Annotated in this window: 9 protein-coding genes; 6 read left to right on the top strand and 3 right to left on the bottom strand. The window is 67.6% G+C overall.

Annotation, left to right across the window (positions count from 1 at the left end; translation table 11 throughout):
• Positions 1–95 precede the first annotated feature (95 nt).
• From AB0K00_RS21840 to AB0K00_RS21825, 4 genes are all read left to right on the top strand, one after another.
• Positions 96–458 carry a hypothetical protein gene (locus AB0K00_RS21840; protein ID WP_363523319.1) on the top strand — a complete coding sequence of 121 codons (363 nt, stop codon included), beginning with the start codon at positions 96–98 and terminating at the stop codon, positions 456–458.
• Positions 455–1414: a hypothetical protein gene (locus tag AB0K00_RS21835; protein WP_363523318.1), complete on the top strand. Its 960-nt coding sequence runs from the start codon at positions 455–457 to the stop codon at positions 1412–1414. The genes AB0K00_RS21840 and AB0K00_RS21835 overlap by 4 nt, the downstream gene beginning before the upstream one ends.
• A 219-nt stretch (positions 1415–1633) precedes the next feature.
• Positions 1634–2902 (top strand): hypothetical protein, encoded by a 1269-nt coding sequence (locus tag AB0K00_RS21830; RefSeq protein WP_363523317.1) that lies wholly within the window; start codon positions 1634–1636, stop codon positions 2900–2902.
• 7 nt (positions 2903–2909) lie between these two features.
• Complete coding sequence (locus AB0K00_RS21825) at positions 2910–3944, top strand: ImmA/IrrE family metallo-endopeptidase (protein ID WP_363523316.1); 1035 nt, start codon at positions 2910–2912, stop codon at positions 3942–3944.
• 744 nt (positions 3945–4688) lie between these two features.
• On the opposite strand, the gene AB0K00_RS21820 is transcribed toward AB0K00_RS21825, so the two are convergent.
• Genes AB0K00_RS21820 through AB0K00_RS21810 form a run of 3 tightly spaced genes read right to left on the bottom strand, consistent with a single transcriptional unit; the run spans position 4689 to position 11484 of the window.
• Positions 4689–7145 carry an RNaseH domain-containing protein gene (locus AB0K00_RS21820; RefSeq protein WP_363523315.1) on the bottom strand — a complete coding sequence of 819 codons (2457 nt, stop codon included), beginning with the start codon at positions 7143–7145 and terminating at the stop codon, positions 4689–4691.
• Positions 7146–7147: 2 nt separating this feature from the next.
• Complete coding sequence (locus AB0K00_RS21815; protein ID WP_363523314.1) at positions 7148–10360, bottom strand: hypothetical protein; 3213 nt, start codon at positions 10358–10360, stop codon at positions 7148–7150.
• Entirely contained in the window at positions 10357–11484 is a 1128-nt protein-coding gene (locus tag AB0K00_RS21810) for a hypothetical protein (protein WP_363523313.1), read from the bottom strand. The genes AB0K00_RS21815 and AB0K00_RS21810 overlap by 4 nt, the downstream gene beginning before the upstream one ends.
• Before the next feature lie 246 nt (positions 11485–11730).
• Here AB0K00_RS21810 and AB0K00_RS21805 point away from each other — a divergent pair, with 246 nt between their 5' ends.
• The gene (locus tag AB0K00_RS21805; RefSeq protein WP_363523312.1) at positions 11731–12522 is read left to right on the top strand and encodes a hypothetical protein; all 792 of its coding nucleotides are present in this window, start codon (positions 11731–11733) and stop codon (positions 12520–12522) included.
• Positions 12509–13780 carry an XRE family transcriptional regulator gene (locus AB0K00_RS21800; protein ID WP_363523311.1) on the top strand — a complete coding sequence of 424 codons (1272 nt, stop codon included), beginning with the start codon at positions 12509–12511 and terminating at the stop codon, positions 13778–13780. Before AB0K00_RS21805 ends, AB0K00_RS21800 begins: the two co-directional genes overlap by 14 nt.
• The last annotated feature ends 238 nt before the right edge of the window (positions 13781–14018 follow it).

Genomic DNA, 14018 nt, shown 5'->3' with positions numbered 1-14018 from the left:
GTCCGGAGTGGCGCCGCGACCCGGCCGGACGGGTCCGTATGCTGTATGGCGCCGTTCGCCGACGCCTGTCCGGCGGCAGGTAGGAGAAGTCCACAATGACGTGGCCCGGGCAGAAGCTGTGGCAGCCGTACATCGGCTTGGTGGCGGTGCTGCCCCGCGACTACTACGACGAGCACGACGAGCATGCGCGCCGTCCGACGGTCGTCGTCCGGGTCCTGCCCGTGGAACGCGTCTGTATCGTCGTGACTCGGACCAGCCAGCTCCTCGTGCCGCACCGCCATGACATCTGGCACGACAAAGACCTGGAGCTGCTCTGCGACCGGCAGGGCTGGTGGCAGCCGCGGCGCTCGTACCGGGTCAACTTCGCCGCCTACGACGACGAGGAGGTCGGACAGCACGCCAAGATGGGCGGCGCACTGCTCGACCGGATCATCCGCGCCTATGAGGAGCGTTCATGACCGCGTGGGAGGAACTGCAGCGCGACGGCGTGTTCGGCACAGAGGCCACCGTCGAGCTGTACCGGTGCGTGCGCGCCGTCGCGCGGGCGAGCAACTTCCCACCGCCCGACGGGCATCCGTCATGGACGCTCGACGCCATCCAGGAGACCGCCCACGACGTGTTCGCCGACGCCCGTGGACCACAGCGACTCGTCGAGCTCGCCGTAAAGGCGCACGACGACGGCAGCTTCCGCCGTCTGCTCGAGCAGGTGGTCCGCAACTTCCTGCGCGACCGTGCCCGAGCCACGACGAAAGGCCGGCTGATCCGGCGGCTGCGTGAGGTCCTCAACGACGATCCGCGGTTCGCGGTGGTGCCGGCGGGACAACCGGGCGCGGGCCAGAACATCGAGCTGGCCGACGGGACGACCCCCGGGGTGTGGAACGGCCGGCTGAACGACCTGGTGACTGCGGCGTACAAGGTCACTGAGGTGTCGATCGTGCGGTGGCGTGCGGACGCGCGGCGGGAGTCGCCGGTGGCCGAGGCCACCAGCCTGGCGGCTGTCTGCGAGGCAGTCCTGCGGGCGGCGGGCGCGTCGCTGACCATCGGGGACCTCGCCGATGTCATCGCCGCCCGCTTCGCGGTCAGCCCGACCCCCGTCATCACTCCGGTCGACGACGTCGATCCATGGCTGCCTGGGGTGGATACGGTCGATCACGCGCAGACCGAAGCAGAGGTCCTCGCCGGGGCCGAACGGCTGCTCGCGCAGCTGACGCCGCGTGAGCGCCTCGTGCTCGCATACCTGGACGAGCCGGTCCGTCGGATCGCGGACCGCACCGGATTGGGCAAGAGCGCCGCAGCGCAGATCGCCGCCCGGGTGCGCGAGATCGCAGGTCATGTCCTCGGCGCCGAAGCTCACCGAGACGACATGCTCAGCACGGCCCAAGGGCTAGCAGCGCCGCGACCACACGACACGTAGCAGTCCCGATAATTCCGATAAAACTCCACGGCATGCCAAGAGGTCACCTGCGGGTGCCGGACAGTTCGCGACGGTGCGCCGTCTTAACTACGTACACAGCTAATGGAGCAGGAATGAAAGTTCGGGACGTTCACTGCGGGAGGACAGACGCATGGTGAGCTATCGACACGCGAATCCACCACTCCGACAGGCCGGGATTCGCCCGGCCGGTGTACAGCGATGACCGGCGCCCCAGCGCCCGAGCACCGTCGGTCTCGAGCGGCAGTCCAGCCCTTCACCCAAACGGGGTTCCACGACGTCGACGTAAACCCGCCGGCAGCGGTCGCCGACGCGCATCTCCTCGATGTCGACCTGCTGTCCCCGGCAGCGTCGGGGTTGAAGCACCTGGCCGAGTGTGGCTGGTGCCAGCAGCGTCAGCAGACAGCCGAACGCCACCGTGACGATTTCGACGATGACGACTTCCTGCATGCAGCCCGGCAACGGGCCGAGACGGGCGGCGTTGCCGCGTTGGCCCACCTCACCCGCCTCACACCGCAGCTACAGGCGCTGACCGGTGATGCCATCGCGCGTGAAGACGTCTCCGCCGGACAGCTGTGGCGACTGCGATGGGGACAGGTCACCGAACTCGCCGTTGTCGTCGGGATCGACCGGTGGTGGGTGACGGTCGCACCGGTGACGACGGACGTCAACGCCGCTGACGAGTACAGCGTGCTACTCCCACCAACGGCCAGCGCACTCGACACAGCCATCGCGGTCTGTTTCAGCCTGGAGTGCACCGTTCCGCTGTTCGTTTTCGACCGACTAATCGCGCCAGCGAGCCGCCCGACGCTCGACAATGAGCAGGCTGCGGCGCAGCTTCCACCGCCGGACGCCGCCCGTGACGTATGGCGAGCATGGCGCCGAGGTAGCGGTGTCCCACCGAACCTGACCTACGGCTGCGCGCTGGACGACGGCGATCTGGATCGACGGGAACTCCGCTCGGTGATTGCCGCGTCGTTCACCGTGCTGGTCGGTGCGTCCGCCTGCATTCCCGGCAGTCCGCGAGGGGAGGTCGTGCCGCTCGCCCAGCGGGTTCGGGATCTCGGCCTGCGACCCAGCGCACTGGCAGAACAGACCGGAATCGGCATGGAGGTATTCATGCGGATCAACCGGGGCGGCCGTGTCACGCGGGCCGAAGCGGAGAAGCTAGCACCGTACCTGGACACCGATGCGCAAACCGTGCTGGACGCGAATCCTGCTCTCGACGACGAGTTAGTCGTCGAAGTGAGCAGCCCCCACCGTCGACTGGCCCTACGGCGGCTGGCACAGGCGGATGGCACCGAGGACACACAACGGTGGGCGGCGGCAGAATCTGTCTCGACGCACGCCGCCCGCACCGTGTCCAGCCGGCCGGCATCCGCCTCAACCACCTCAGCGCAGGCGAGCTGGGCAGCAAAAGTCGACATCTATCTCCAGCACCGCCTCGCGGAGCTGGGAGAATCCTCGTAGGACGACGATGACCACAGGCACGTCCGGCAGTCGGTCGAAGCTGGTCGACGAACTGGTTCCGCTGATGCTCGCGCATCTAGCCGGGATCGGCGTCGACCTTCGCGAGTTGGCCGACAATCCAGCCGCCGTCATCCCCACCGTCGACGACATCGTGCTCACCTGGGTCGAGCCAGCCGCTATCGGCTCCGACTGCTCGGTCGCGGCACTCTACAACGGCAGGGACAACCCTCCGCGTATCACCGTGGCCAGGGACGCATCACCGGGTCGGTGCGCCTTCTCAGCGTTGCACGAGTTCGGGCATCACCTCTGCACGCGCGTCACCGCGATAACGGACGCATTCTGGGACCTGCCCGACAGCGGCGCGTCCATCGAGGAGGACCTCGTCGATGCGTTCGCCGCAGCGATCTTACTGCCGCTCGACATGGTCACCACCACCTTCGTCAACGGGGTGAACGCGGCGTCGGTGGTCGACCTGTGGCAGGCGACATCAGCCTCCCGCGAGGCATGCTGTGTTGCCGCGGCGCAACGACTGTCGGCACCGGGCTACGTCATGCTGCTCGATACGAACGGGCGTTGCCAGTTCGCCGCCCGACACGGCGACCTTTTCAGTATCGCTCGCGGTAGCGTCCAGACCGGTGTCAAGCTGCAGCAGGCGCTGCGGGGTGGCACCGCCCGAGGTGTCGAACGACCGGACTTCCTCAGCGGTGTGCGGTCCAGTGAGATGCACTTCGAGGCGGTCGCAGCCGGCAGCTACATTTTCGCGGTGTGGGTGACCGATTCACCCGCATGGGATGCGCTTCCAGTGCCGCTGGACAGCGGCCCGGTCGGCCACAGCGGCTACTGCGAAGCGTGCGACAAAGAGTTCACCGCGTGGAAGCCGCCCTGCGACCATTGCGGTGAACCGCAGTGCCCTACGTGCGGCCGCTGTGACTGCGAACCCGCCAGCGACCGGAAGGTGACAACGCGCCGCTGCACTCGTTGCTACCTGGACCTGCCGCTGTGGGCATTCGAAGGCAGTTCGACGACCTGCAACGAACACTGAAGTCATCCGGCTCAACACCCACCAACCAGGCGGTGGCTGCGACCTTGGCACCGCGCGTATCGATGTCCGCGGCAAACACTCTACCGTTGCTACAGGTGGGGAAGGCTTCCGGGCTGGGTGGAGGCGAGGTTGTTCTGTAAGAGGCGGACCTGGGCCACTTTGCGCCACGCCATGTTTATCGGCCAGCTGCTGGACCGGACATCGAACGGCCCGGGCCGATGACCGCCGGGGACGCCGCAGCGGATGTCCCGACCGACGCCCAGACGCAGGGACTACGACGTGACGTCCTGCAGTTTGCGCCGGAGCTTGAAATACCGCGTCAAAGTTCTGCTGCAGATGGCTGAGCCGACCGGCCACGATGCCCGGCGACACACCGATCGCCTTTGGCGATCGCTTCGGCCTGGCGGGCGACGGTCTTGTCGGTGAGCTGTTCGGAGTATTCGTCAGGGATGAGCGTCGAAGCGGCGTTGGCGTTTGCTGCGCCCTCCTAGCCAGAGGTACGAATGCGCCGCGGTCATAAGTATCGGTGGAGATCCGGCACCGGACATTCCACCACGCCTGGTTCGCAAGCCGGTGACAAGTCAGCGCGCCTCCGTGGTCGTGGTGGCGGCGGCTCGCGCAGGCGGCCGAGCACGAGGAACCTTCATCGCCCACCGACGATCGTCCCCCGCCCAGCCGCCGACTGACTGCCGCCACCCGGCATGACTTCTTACACCCTTGCCCGGGCAGTCCCAAGGGGGTCTGTCAAATGCGCCGAGGTCGCGAAGTCTGCGCGTGGGGGCCGGACATGGCGCTTGAGTTGATATTGCGGTCGGGGTGGTCGTTGAGGATTTGGACGGCAAGATGGACCGGGGCAGGTAGGGAGGTTCGACCGTCCCAGGAGAGTGGGTGGCCGCACAGGCGGGCGCTGAGCGCAGCGAGCTGTTCGCGGCTGAAGCTTCCGTGTTCGAGCACGACGAATTCGGTGCAGGTCATGGCATGCCATGGGGTTCTCAGGGCGTTTTCGTCCGAGGTCACTTCGAACCTGGTCATGCGGTGGCCAGGCCGTACGCCGAAGTCTTTGGCCTGGTCACTGCGGGATCGATTGACGAGGTAGTAGACGTCTGCGGTGCTGCCGGGCAGGTGGTACAGCTTGGTGCTGCCGGGGACCAGGGCCGGGTCGGTGCCTTGTCGTGCGACGAGGTCTCGTACGGGTTGAGGGAGTTTCCGGCCGGTTGAGGTGCCGACGCGGATGACTGCGATGTTGTGTCGGTTGGGCAGGGCCAGGTGGGGAAGGCGTCCTGGCTCGGTGGATGCGAGGTTGTTGTTGGGCAGGCCGGGCCAGACGGGGAACCGTTCGGAGGTGTCCAGGTAGATGACGATGGGCAGGTCGTCGAAGCGGGCGCGGAGTTGGTGCAGTGCCCGTTCGGCGTAGTCGCGGGCGTGGCTGGCGCGGGCCTCGGCGTCGCGGTGGTCGAATCGGGTCAGGACGGTCGCGTGGTGGGCGGCGATGGCGTTGGGCAGTTCGTTCCATCCGTGTGCGTCGGGGTGGTAGCCGAGCAGTTGCCAGGGGGCGGTGCTGCCGTCGGTGACGAGTGCGGCCAGGCTGACCGTCCGCCGGGCGGGGCGTTGCCGTTCGTGGCTGGAGATGCCGACGACGATGCACGGCTGGTGTGCGGTGAAGGGCTTGGCAAACGCACGTGTGGGTGTGGTGGCGGTGAGGCCGGCTGCCCGAAGCAGGTCGCGGAGGGCGGCTCGAGCCGGGTGGTCGGTCTTGTCGGGTGCTGGGGCGGAGGCGGTGTCGAGGAATTGGCTGACGGTGCCTCGCGCGGCGAGTGCTTGTCGGATCTGGTGCTTGGGATCGTCGGTGTCGGGTCCTTTCGCCGCTTGCTGCCTGCTGGTGTCGAGCAGGGCGATGTGGCGCGCGTCGGGTGCGACGTGCTGACAGATATCTGCGATGAGGTCGGTGCGGCGGTCTGCCGGTCCCGGGTCGATCAGGGCGGCTGCCGGGGCGCTCGTGAACGTGACGGTGAGCGAGCCGTTGAGCAGGGTTGCAGTGCTGGTGGTGAGGGTTCCGGAGGCGATGTCGAGGAGGTCGGTGATGGCGGTGGCGGCTCTGGCTCGTTGGATGTCGTCGGTGTAGACGACCGACAGTTGCAACGGATGCGCGGCGGCGAGTATGGCCGTGCTGAGGGTGTCGGCGGGGTCGTTGCCGGTCGCTGAGGGCGCGTCGAGGTTGCGGATCTTCGAATCGTCGAGCGTCAGGGATTCGGTGCCGAGCCGGGCGGTGGCGTGTTCGAGCAGCGTTTCCAGGAACTTGCGTCCAGGTCCTGCGGCGATCGGGTGGCGGTCGGGTGTGGTGGCGTGCCGTGCTCGGATGCGAGGTTTCGCGTCGCGCAGGTCGGCGGCGGTGAACTCGGTGGGTACTCCGTCGATGGCGAAGGAGTCGGTGAGTTCGGGCAGCATGCCGGTGACGAGGTTGATGTTGCGGACGCGGTCGTAGGTCTGGCTCGAGGTGAGGAGCAGGCCGGCGTCGTCCGGAGCGATCCACAGACTGCGGGCATTGCCGGGCCAGCCGGTGGTGGCGCTGATGTGTGCGTCGAGGTTGAGCAGGATCCCGGGGTAGCCGGGGAGGGTCATCGGGGTGCAGCTGATGTAGTGGATGCCCTGTTCGCCTCGGGGATGCTGTTCGGGCAGCGGGTGGTCGAAGGCTACGAGGTTGCCGTCAGTGTCCGGCCTCAACACGATGTGCTCGCCGTTGGGGAGTTTGAACTTGCCCTTGAGCAGTTCGATCGCGTGCCAGGTGGCGACGTCGTAGACCCAGGCGGGTGCATTCCCGCCGGCTTGCAGATGGTTGGCGATCTTCACGGTCCGTGGGCGCAGATCGCGCAGTTGGGTGGCGAGGATGTCGTCGAACGGCTTGCCGTAGCGGGCGGCGAGCGCGCGTTCAAACGCGGCGAACAGCCGGCTGAGAATGTCTGGGTCGAGTTTCTTGCGGGTCAGCAGCAGCGAGCCGGCGCTGCCGGGGTCTTTGCGGATGGTGGCGTAGTCGCGGGACACGTAGCGCAGGGCGAGGGTGAGGTCCCGGTAGGGCAACTGTTTGGGTTCGCGGGTGTACCGACGGGTGAGGTCCTGCCAGCTGTCGTTGAGGTCGCTGGTGAACGTGTAGCAGCAGACGGGGCGCGCCATGGCGTCGGTGTAGGGGAAGGCGAGGGTTCGCATGGCTAGCGGGTCCTGTCGGTTAGTCCGGCGAAGTCGAGGAATGCGTCCAGCGTGGTGCCATAGATGGCTTTGACCTGGTCGAGTGCGACGGTGTCCTGCCAGTGGCGGTGTAGCGCGCGTACGAGGGAGACGAAGTCGCTGCCGGGGGCGGCGCCGCCGCGGTGGAAGGCGTTGTCGACGAGGTAGAGCGTGGTGTCGGTGCCACCGCGGCGGGCTCGGCCGGCGAGTTGGATCAGGTCGGCGAGGACGTCGGCGAAGATGGCCGTGCGGACGTCGGCGGGTAGCCGGCCGAATGCCGGGTTCGAGCGGTTGATCTTTTCGAGGTGTTTGCCGGCGAGGTCGTGGCGGGCATCGAGTTCGCGGCGTGGGTCGACGGCGGGGTGGCGGTTGCGGCGGGCGTGGGCGCCGGAGTGTGCGACGAGCGCGGCCGGTTCGTCGATGAGTTTGATCGGGCGGACGCAGACCCAGATCGAGTCGAGCGCTGAGCGACGCCCCACGACGATGTTGAGTCCGCGGGCGACCCGGGCGAACGGGGAGATGAGCACGTCGCGGCCGGTGTCGGGGAAGGTGCTGAGCCGGGTGGCGGGCAGCGCCAGCACATCGTCGGGGATCTGCAGGTCACGTGGCCCGTCCGTGGGCACGGCGACAGCGATGCGGGCACGGTGGGCGCCGCCACGGATCAGGCCTCGGCACAGCTCAACGCCCTGCTCGTAGGAGTTCGTGACGAGCAGGACCCGGGCCCGGTCGCGGCGCTGCGGGTGCTGTCGGAGGTTGGTGAGCCGGGGCTCGAGCATCTGCTCCCAGAGCGCGGCGCCGATGTCGGCGAGCAGTTGCGCTTTGCGGTTGCGGGCGGCGCCGGAGACCGTGATGCCGCGGTTGGTGGCGTCGTTGACGGCGGCGTTACTGACTGCCAGTTTGCCTGTACCGGCGGTGGCATCGTCGGGGTAGTAGCAGGCGACGTCGGTATGTACGTGGATGGTGGGCGCGCCGGGGAGGTAGGCCGTTGCGGACATGCCCAGCACGATGCGCGGCGCCCCGGTCAGGGCGGGCGCGGTCGTCATACCCAGTTCGGCGGTGTAGGCGTGCGGGTCGCCGGAGATGATTTCGGCGTTGAGCTGCCGTTCGCTCGGATCGTTCTGGTCTCCGGTGACAGCGAACCCGAAGACCGCCCGCCCGATCGGGCCTTCGGGCGTGGCCTGCCATGCGGAGCCCCGGTCGAGTGCGGCTTCGACGTCGTCAGCGAGCCGCATCCCGCTGTCACGCATGAGCGGCAGGAGCCGCTCCAGCTCGGCCAGACCTTGTTGCAGTTCGCCGAGGAACGCCCGGCGCAGCAGCAGGTGCGCCGTCTGCAGCGGGTCGGCGACGGTAACGTCGGGCAGTTTGCCCAGCGCGTCGATGACGTCCTGCCGGCGTTGGTCGATCCGGTCGGCGTCGGGATGGTCGGACACGACCAGCCGCAACTGTTGGCGCAGCGCCGTCCACCCGTCGGGCAGGGTTGCGGGGTCGACAACGGTGAACAGGCTGCTGAAATGGTCGAGCTGTTCGTCGCTGGGGCGTTCCTCCAGCTCGTCGAGGCCGCAGAGCCGGCACGCGAGCAGGTTGTCCCAGCGGCGGGGCAGGTGCAGGCGTGCCTGACGTGGACCGAGCGGGTCGCGAGGGTCGATGAACTCGTTGACGACCGCGGCCAGGTAGCGTTCGGAGAGGAACTCCAGCCGGTGGATCACACGCTGGAAGTCCAGCTCGAGGTCACGGGGCACGTTGCGGGAGAAGACCTGCTCCTGGCGCTGTTCGTCGAGTTTGGCGAGCAGGAGCCGCTGGGTATCACGCCGGGCCAGCACGAGCGTGCGGCCGGACCGGCTGACCGCATGGGCTTGGAAGGCGTCGATTTCGTCGATCATGATGATGCTCGCGCGGCGCAGCAGGAGTTCCTGGGCGCTGATACGACCGTTGGTCTGGCCGTTGACCATGACCGGCGCCGGTAGGGAGCCCTGCTGGAAGTAGGCGTGGTTGGTGACGATGATGCGGGCCGGGCCGGCGGCCTGCCGCCACGGTGCCCACTTCTGGCAGACCCCGATCATCGGGCAGCGGTGCCGCCCTTCCTCACCCGGTTCCTGCAGGTCGGTGCAGGGTTCCTGCCCGGGTTGCCAGGCCGCGCCGTCATCGGCGGGCAGTAGGCATGAGTATCCGATCTCTTCCCAGGTCCAGCGGGCACGGCCGATGTCGCCGGGAGCGTCGTCGCTGCGGCGAACTGCGACGTCGATCAGACGACGTGACGACATCAACGCGGTGACGGGTAGGTCCAGATGCAGCGCGGCCAGGTCGCTGCGGATGTCGGCGACGAGGGCTAGGGTGCTTTCGATGTCGGGGGTCAACAGCACCGGTATGTGGCCCTGCTCGGCCAGGTGGGTGGCGGCGACCCGCATCAGGATGCTCTTGCCCGAGCCGGTCGGCGCGACCGCAAGCGTGAGGGGACCTGCCACCAGCTCCAGCCGCTGCAGAGGCTGCCCGTCGGGGCCGCGCAGCTCGGTGGTGAACGACTGCAGCGCCTCGAAGAGGCTGAACGACGCCCCTGCGCGGGCCTCGTCGATCCGTCGCGCGGTGTCGCGCAGCTGGATCATGTCGAGGACGAGCTGCTGCGGGGCCGGCGTGTCGATGACCGGGATCGGCGACGGTTGTGCTGCGGCCGGTGGAACCTCGGGAATCTGGTAGGTGTTGCGCCGGTACTCTTCACGGCCGGCTCCGGTGAGGAAGACCGAGGAATTGTAGGTCCGGCCTGGCTGTGCCACCGGCGGTGCTGCCGGCGGGGACGCGGCAGCTTCGAGATCGGCCAGGGCAGTGGTCAGGAGCTGCGCAACCGGGATGCCGTCGGTGACCTGCAGCAGGTCTCCGAGCGGATCGTAGCGGGGTGAGCGACCGTTGCGGAGATGGACCTCGAGGCTCACCCGGAAGCCGCCTTCGGTCGCCAAACGGCGTGGGCGAAGCGCCAGCAGCCGGTCGATCATGTGCCGATGCTCCGGGGACAGCCCGTCACGCCACCGGTCCCAGACACCCAACTGCCCGGACAGGATGAACCGGGCATCACGCGGGTCGACGGCGGGGATACCGTCGTACGTGGTGGTCGGCAGCAGGCACTCGGCGAGGCCGAGCGCGAGACGAAGCGACGGGCCGGTCAGATGCTGTGCCGGCGCGCTGTGGTGTCGGGGTCGGCCGGTCACGCGCCTACCGCCTTCGCCACCGTCTTGAGGAATACGGCCGAGGTCATCGCAACGGTCCGTCGAGTGCCGAGCTGCTGGCGCAGCCGCTCGTTGAGCACACCCACCTGGCTGCTTCGGTAGTCGGGCACGACGATCACGACGGACGTGTCCCGCACGGCATCCTTCTTGAGTAGTTCCGTGACGAGCCTCGCCGGGTCGGCGTAGTCCTTCACGTCCACCCGCCACGGCGCCCGCCGACCACCCGCCTCCACATGCAGGTCGTAGCGGTCGGTATAGGGCCAGAGCGTCACCGACACGTCCGGCATCGCGGTCAGCAGCTTGTACAACCGGATCTCCTCGCAACCGGGAATTACGGAGTACCGCCACGCCGGCCGGACCAGGCACACATGCCCCTCCACGGTGGCCGCCTGGATGACGCCGATGCCGCCCAGGTCGGCGACCCGCTGTTGATTCCACGCGCCGACATTGGGCGGACGTCTCTTCGGGGTGCGCACGGTGACAGGTCCGCCGATGGCCTTGTCGTGCGGCGGGTACAGGCATGTGACCCGGCCGAGCTGGGCCTTCATCGGATAGCGACACACCGGACAGCCGAACCAGTAGCGCTCACCCTCGTGGAAGACCCAGGCCCAGGCCGGGATCTGCTCCACCAGCCCGTCCCTGGGAAGCCCGGCGGCTTTGATCGCGTCGAGCACGACGTGCATCACACCGGCAGCGTTGCCGATGACGGTCTCGCGGGCCCGGCGGTAGCCGTCCTCGCTACCGGTGTCGAGCAGCTGCCCGTACAGCCAGCCCTGCACCTTCTCCGCACCCAGCTGGGGGATCGACCATCCGGCGACGTCGTGCGGTGCGAGTGACGGTGCCAGGTTCTCCATCAACAGGTCGGCCGCCGCCGGGGACAGTTGGTCTTGCTCGATGAGCAGGACGTCGTCGCAGGCTTGGCGCACTGCCGCGGGCAACAACGGTGCGAGCGGTCCGGTCAGCCCGTCAACGAACTGCACCAGTGACGGCATCGGCTCGCCCCGGATGAGATGAGCGATGCCGACCAGGCCGTGCAGCTCCGCGACCCGCCGCCACCGCTGCCCGATCGGATCCGCTGACGTCCAAACGTTCGCGGCGTGCGTCACCGCGGTCACGGTCGCGTCGCGACCGAACCGCTGTATGCCCAGTACCATGCATAACCCCCCAGTCCGGCGCTGCACGCTGCCGTCTACCGCAGCGGCGCAGCCGGACATGTTGTGCGATCGGTGACCGCGACTCCGTCAGCGTGGTGCTGACAGTAACCCCCACGACACCGAAGTGCCGTACTTCTGCGAAAAACTAAAGCACGAGTGCTAGGGTTCTGCATAGGGGTAAAGCGTGGAGGTGACCCGATGGGACGTCAGACCAGGCCGGCCGCGTGGGCGGCATCGATGTTCGGCACCGAACTCGCCACCGCGCTGATGACCTCGATCCCGGCGGCGATCCACGCCGCGGTGAGACGGCAGATGGACGGCCACGACGTCGTCGGCCTGTCCTCCCGCCATGCCTTCGGTGGCGGCTGGCCCGCCCGCTACGAAGAACTGGCCACTCACCTGGGAGAGATCCCCGACGCGCACGTGGTGCGCCCGTTCGGGAAGAGCTACCACGTCGTGCTGGTCAACAACGTCGTGATCCTGCCCGTCGAGTACGCCAAGGACCTCGCCACTGCCTATGACAGCCCGCAAGCGCTGAGGAAGATCAACAAGACGACGCTTGAGCTGGCCCGACAGTTCGGACCCGAACCTTCGCATACGCAGCCCGTCCTGGACGGGTTCGACCTCGGCAGCGACGTCATCGACACAGCACCTGACCTCCTGCGCGGTATCCAGCCGACCGGTATCGTGATCGTCTACTACGCCGCCCACGAGCGGCAGGGACTGCTTAACATCGGATGGGGTCAAGTCAGCGTGAGCACCGACGCCACGGCGCAGTGGGTCACCGCACAGCCATTGCCCCTGCCGTCCGCTACCCCCATTCCCGGACTGCGGGTCGTCACCAGCGTGCGCGCCGAGACGCCCACGCACCGGTTCGACCAAGCGGAAATGGGTGCTCCGCTGGTCAAGCCGCGTACAGCGGCCGAGCGGGCAGGGCTTATCCCGCCGGGCAATCAGCCGGATCAGCAGCGCGGCGATGTCCAGGACTGACGAACCCGACGACCTCTTCTCCGTAGCCGATGCCAAGGAGGTGCTGCCGGCCGGGTCCGCCGTTACCATCGCCCGCTCGTTCGACCCGGCTCGGCTCACGCAGGCCCGCCAACTCGCCGGACTGACGAAGAAAGAACTCGCCGAACAGGCCGGTGTCAGCGCAGCCGCAGTCGGACAGTACGAGGCCGGCACACGGCCCGGTCCGGAGATCCTCACGGCACTCGCCGATCGTCTCGGCTACCCAGTGGCGTTCTTCCAGATCGGCAGGCCCTACGCCAGGCTCGACGCATCCGCCGCCCACTTCCGGCACCTGCGCGAGACACGTGCCTATCAACGCGCTAAAGCAGTCTCCTTCACCGAACAAGTGTGGGAGCTCATCTACGCCCTCGAACGCCGGGTCGAACTCCCGCATGTCGACCTACCAGGTTTCGCCGGCGGGGAGATCACTCCCGGCGCCAGCCTGTCGACCGACCCGGTCGAGGCGGCTCGCGGCTTGCGGCACCTGTGGGCCCTGGGTACCGGCCCGGTCCCGCATCTGGTCAGAACACTTGAGATCCACGGCATCGTCGTGGTCCACGCCCCAGCCGACGGCGACTTTCGCACCGTCGACGCGTTCTCCACCTCACGCCTACCTCGGCCGTTCATCGTGATCAGCCGTGACCGCACCGCCGACGTCTATCGACACCGGTTCACCACAGCACACGAACTCGGCCACCTGGTCCTGCACGCGGACGCAATCCCTGGAGACCCTGGCCACGAGCGCGACGCAAACGCGTTCGCCGCCGAGTTCCTCACCCCACGCGACACCGTCGTACCGCAGCTGCCAATACGCGTCAACTTCCCTGCACTCGCCGACCTACAGCGAACCTGGGGAGTCTCCATCAGCAGCCTGATCTACCGCTGCCGAGAAATCGGCCTCTACACCGACACCACCGCCCAACGCGCATACCAACGCCTCAACCAGATGAAACCGGAACCGGAACCGATCGAAGGGTTCCCCGGCGAACAGCCCAGCCTGCTCCGCAAAGCACTCGAGCTGGCAAGCGACCACGGCCTTACCATGCCCGAACTGGCCGGCGAACTGCGGTGGCCGCTACCCCGCGTTCGCCAACTGCTCGGTACCCCAGATCAACGCCCCACGTTGAACCTCGTTTCCGGCGGCCGAGTGGACAGCGCCCCGCCTCGGTCCGATGCGGCCTTACCGCGGCATCTGCGTTCGATTTCGTCAGACCTGGACCCGCATTCACGCACACGGTGAAATTGCGTACAGTCGTGCCGCTGCGACCGACGGTTGTTGCAGCGACTACATGAGTCTCCCGGTTATCGGAGAGTTCAATGTGCGTGCGACTTGACTCGAAATTACGCATGGGGTCAGATCGCGTGAGGACGGAATCGCATCGCAGACAAACCGAAACCTGGGTGGTGCAAAGTTACAATCATGAGTTCTTTTCGATGTGCCGGCGTGCCGAACCCCGCCTCCGGCCACTTCCAGGCAC

It is taken from the genome of Dactylosporangium sp. NPDC049525 (genome assembly GCF_040676755.1).
Classification (GTDB): Bacteria; Actinomycetota; Actinomycetes; order Mycobacteriales; family Micromonosporaceae; genus Dactylosporangium.
Note: the sequence above shows the minus strand (reverse complement) of the source record. Positions and strands in the feature narration are given on the sequence as shown.

Excerpts from the sequence above, each read along its gene's own strand:
- AB0K00_RS21840 (WP_363523319.1), top strand. The coding sequence starts at position 96 with ATGACGTGGCCCGGGCAGAAGCTGTGGCAGCCGTACATCGGCTTGGTG.
- AB0K00_RS21835 (WP_363523318.1), top strand. The coding sequence starts at position 455 with ATGACCGCGTGGGAGGAACTGCAGCGCGACGGCGTGTTCGGCACAGAG.
- AB0K00_RS21830 (WP_363523317.1), top strand. The coding sequence starts at position 1,634 with ATGACCGGCGCCCCAGCGCCCGAGCACCGTCGGTCTCGAGCGGCAGTC.
- AB0K00_RS21825 (WP_363523316.1), top strand. The coding sequence starts at position 2,910 with ATGACCACAGGCACGTCCGGCAGTCGGTCGAAGCTGGTCGACGAACTG.
- AB0K00_RS21820 (WP_363523315.1), bottom strand. The coding sequence starts at position 7,145 with ATGCGAACCCTCGCCTTCCCCTACACCGACGCCATGGCGCGCCCCGTC.
- AB0K00_RS21805 (WP_363523312.1), top strand. The coding sequence starts at position 11,731 with ATGGGACGTCAGACCAGGCCGGCCGCGTGGGCGGCATCGATGTTCGGC.
- AB0K00_RS21800 (WP_363523311.1), top strand. The coding sequence starts at position 12,509 with ATGTCCAGGACTGACGAACCCGACGACCTCTTCTCCGTAGCCGATGCC.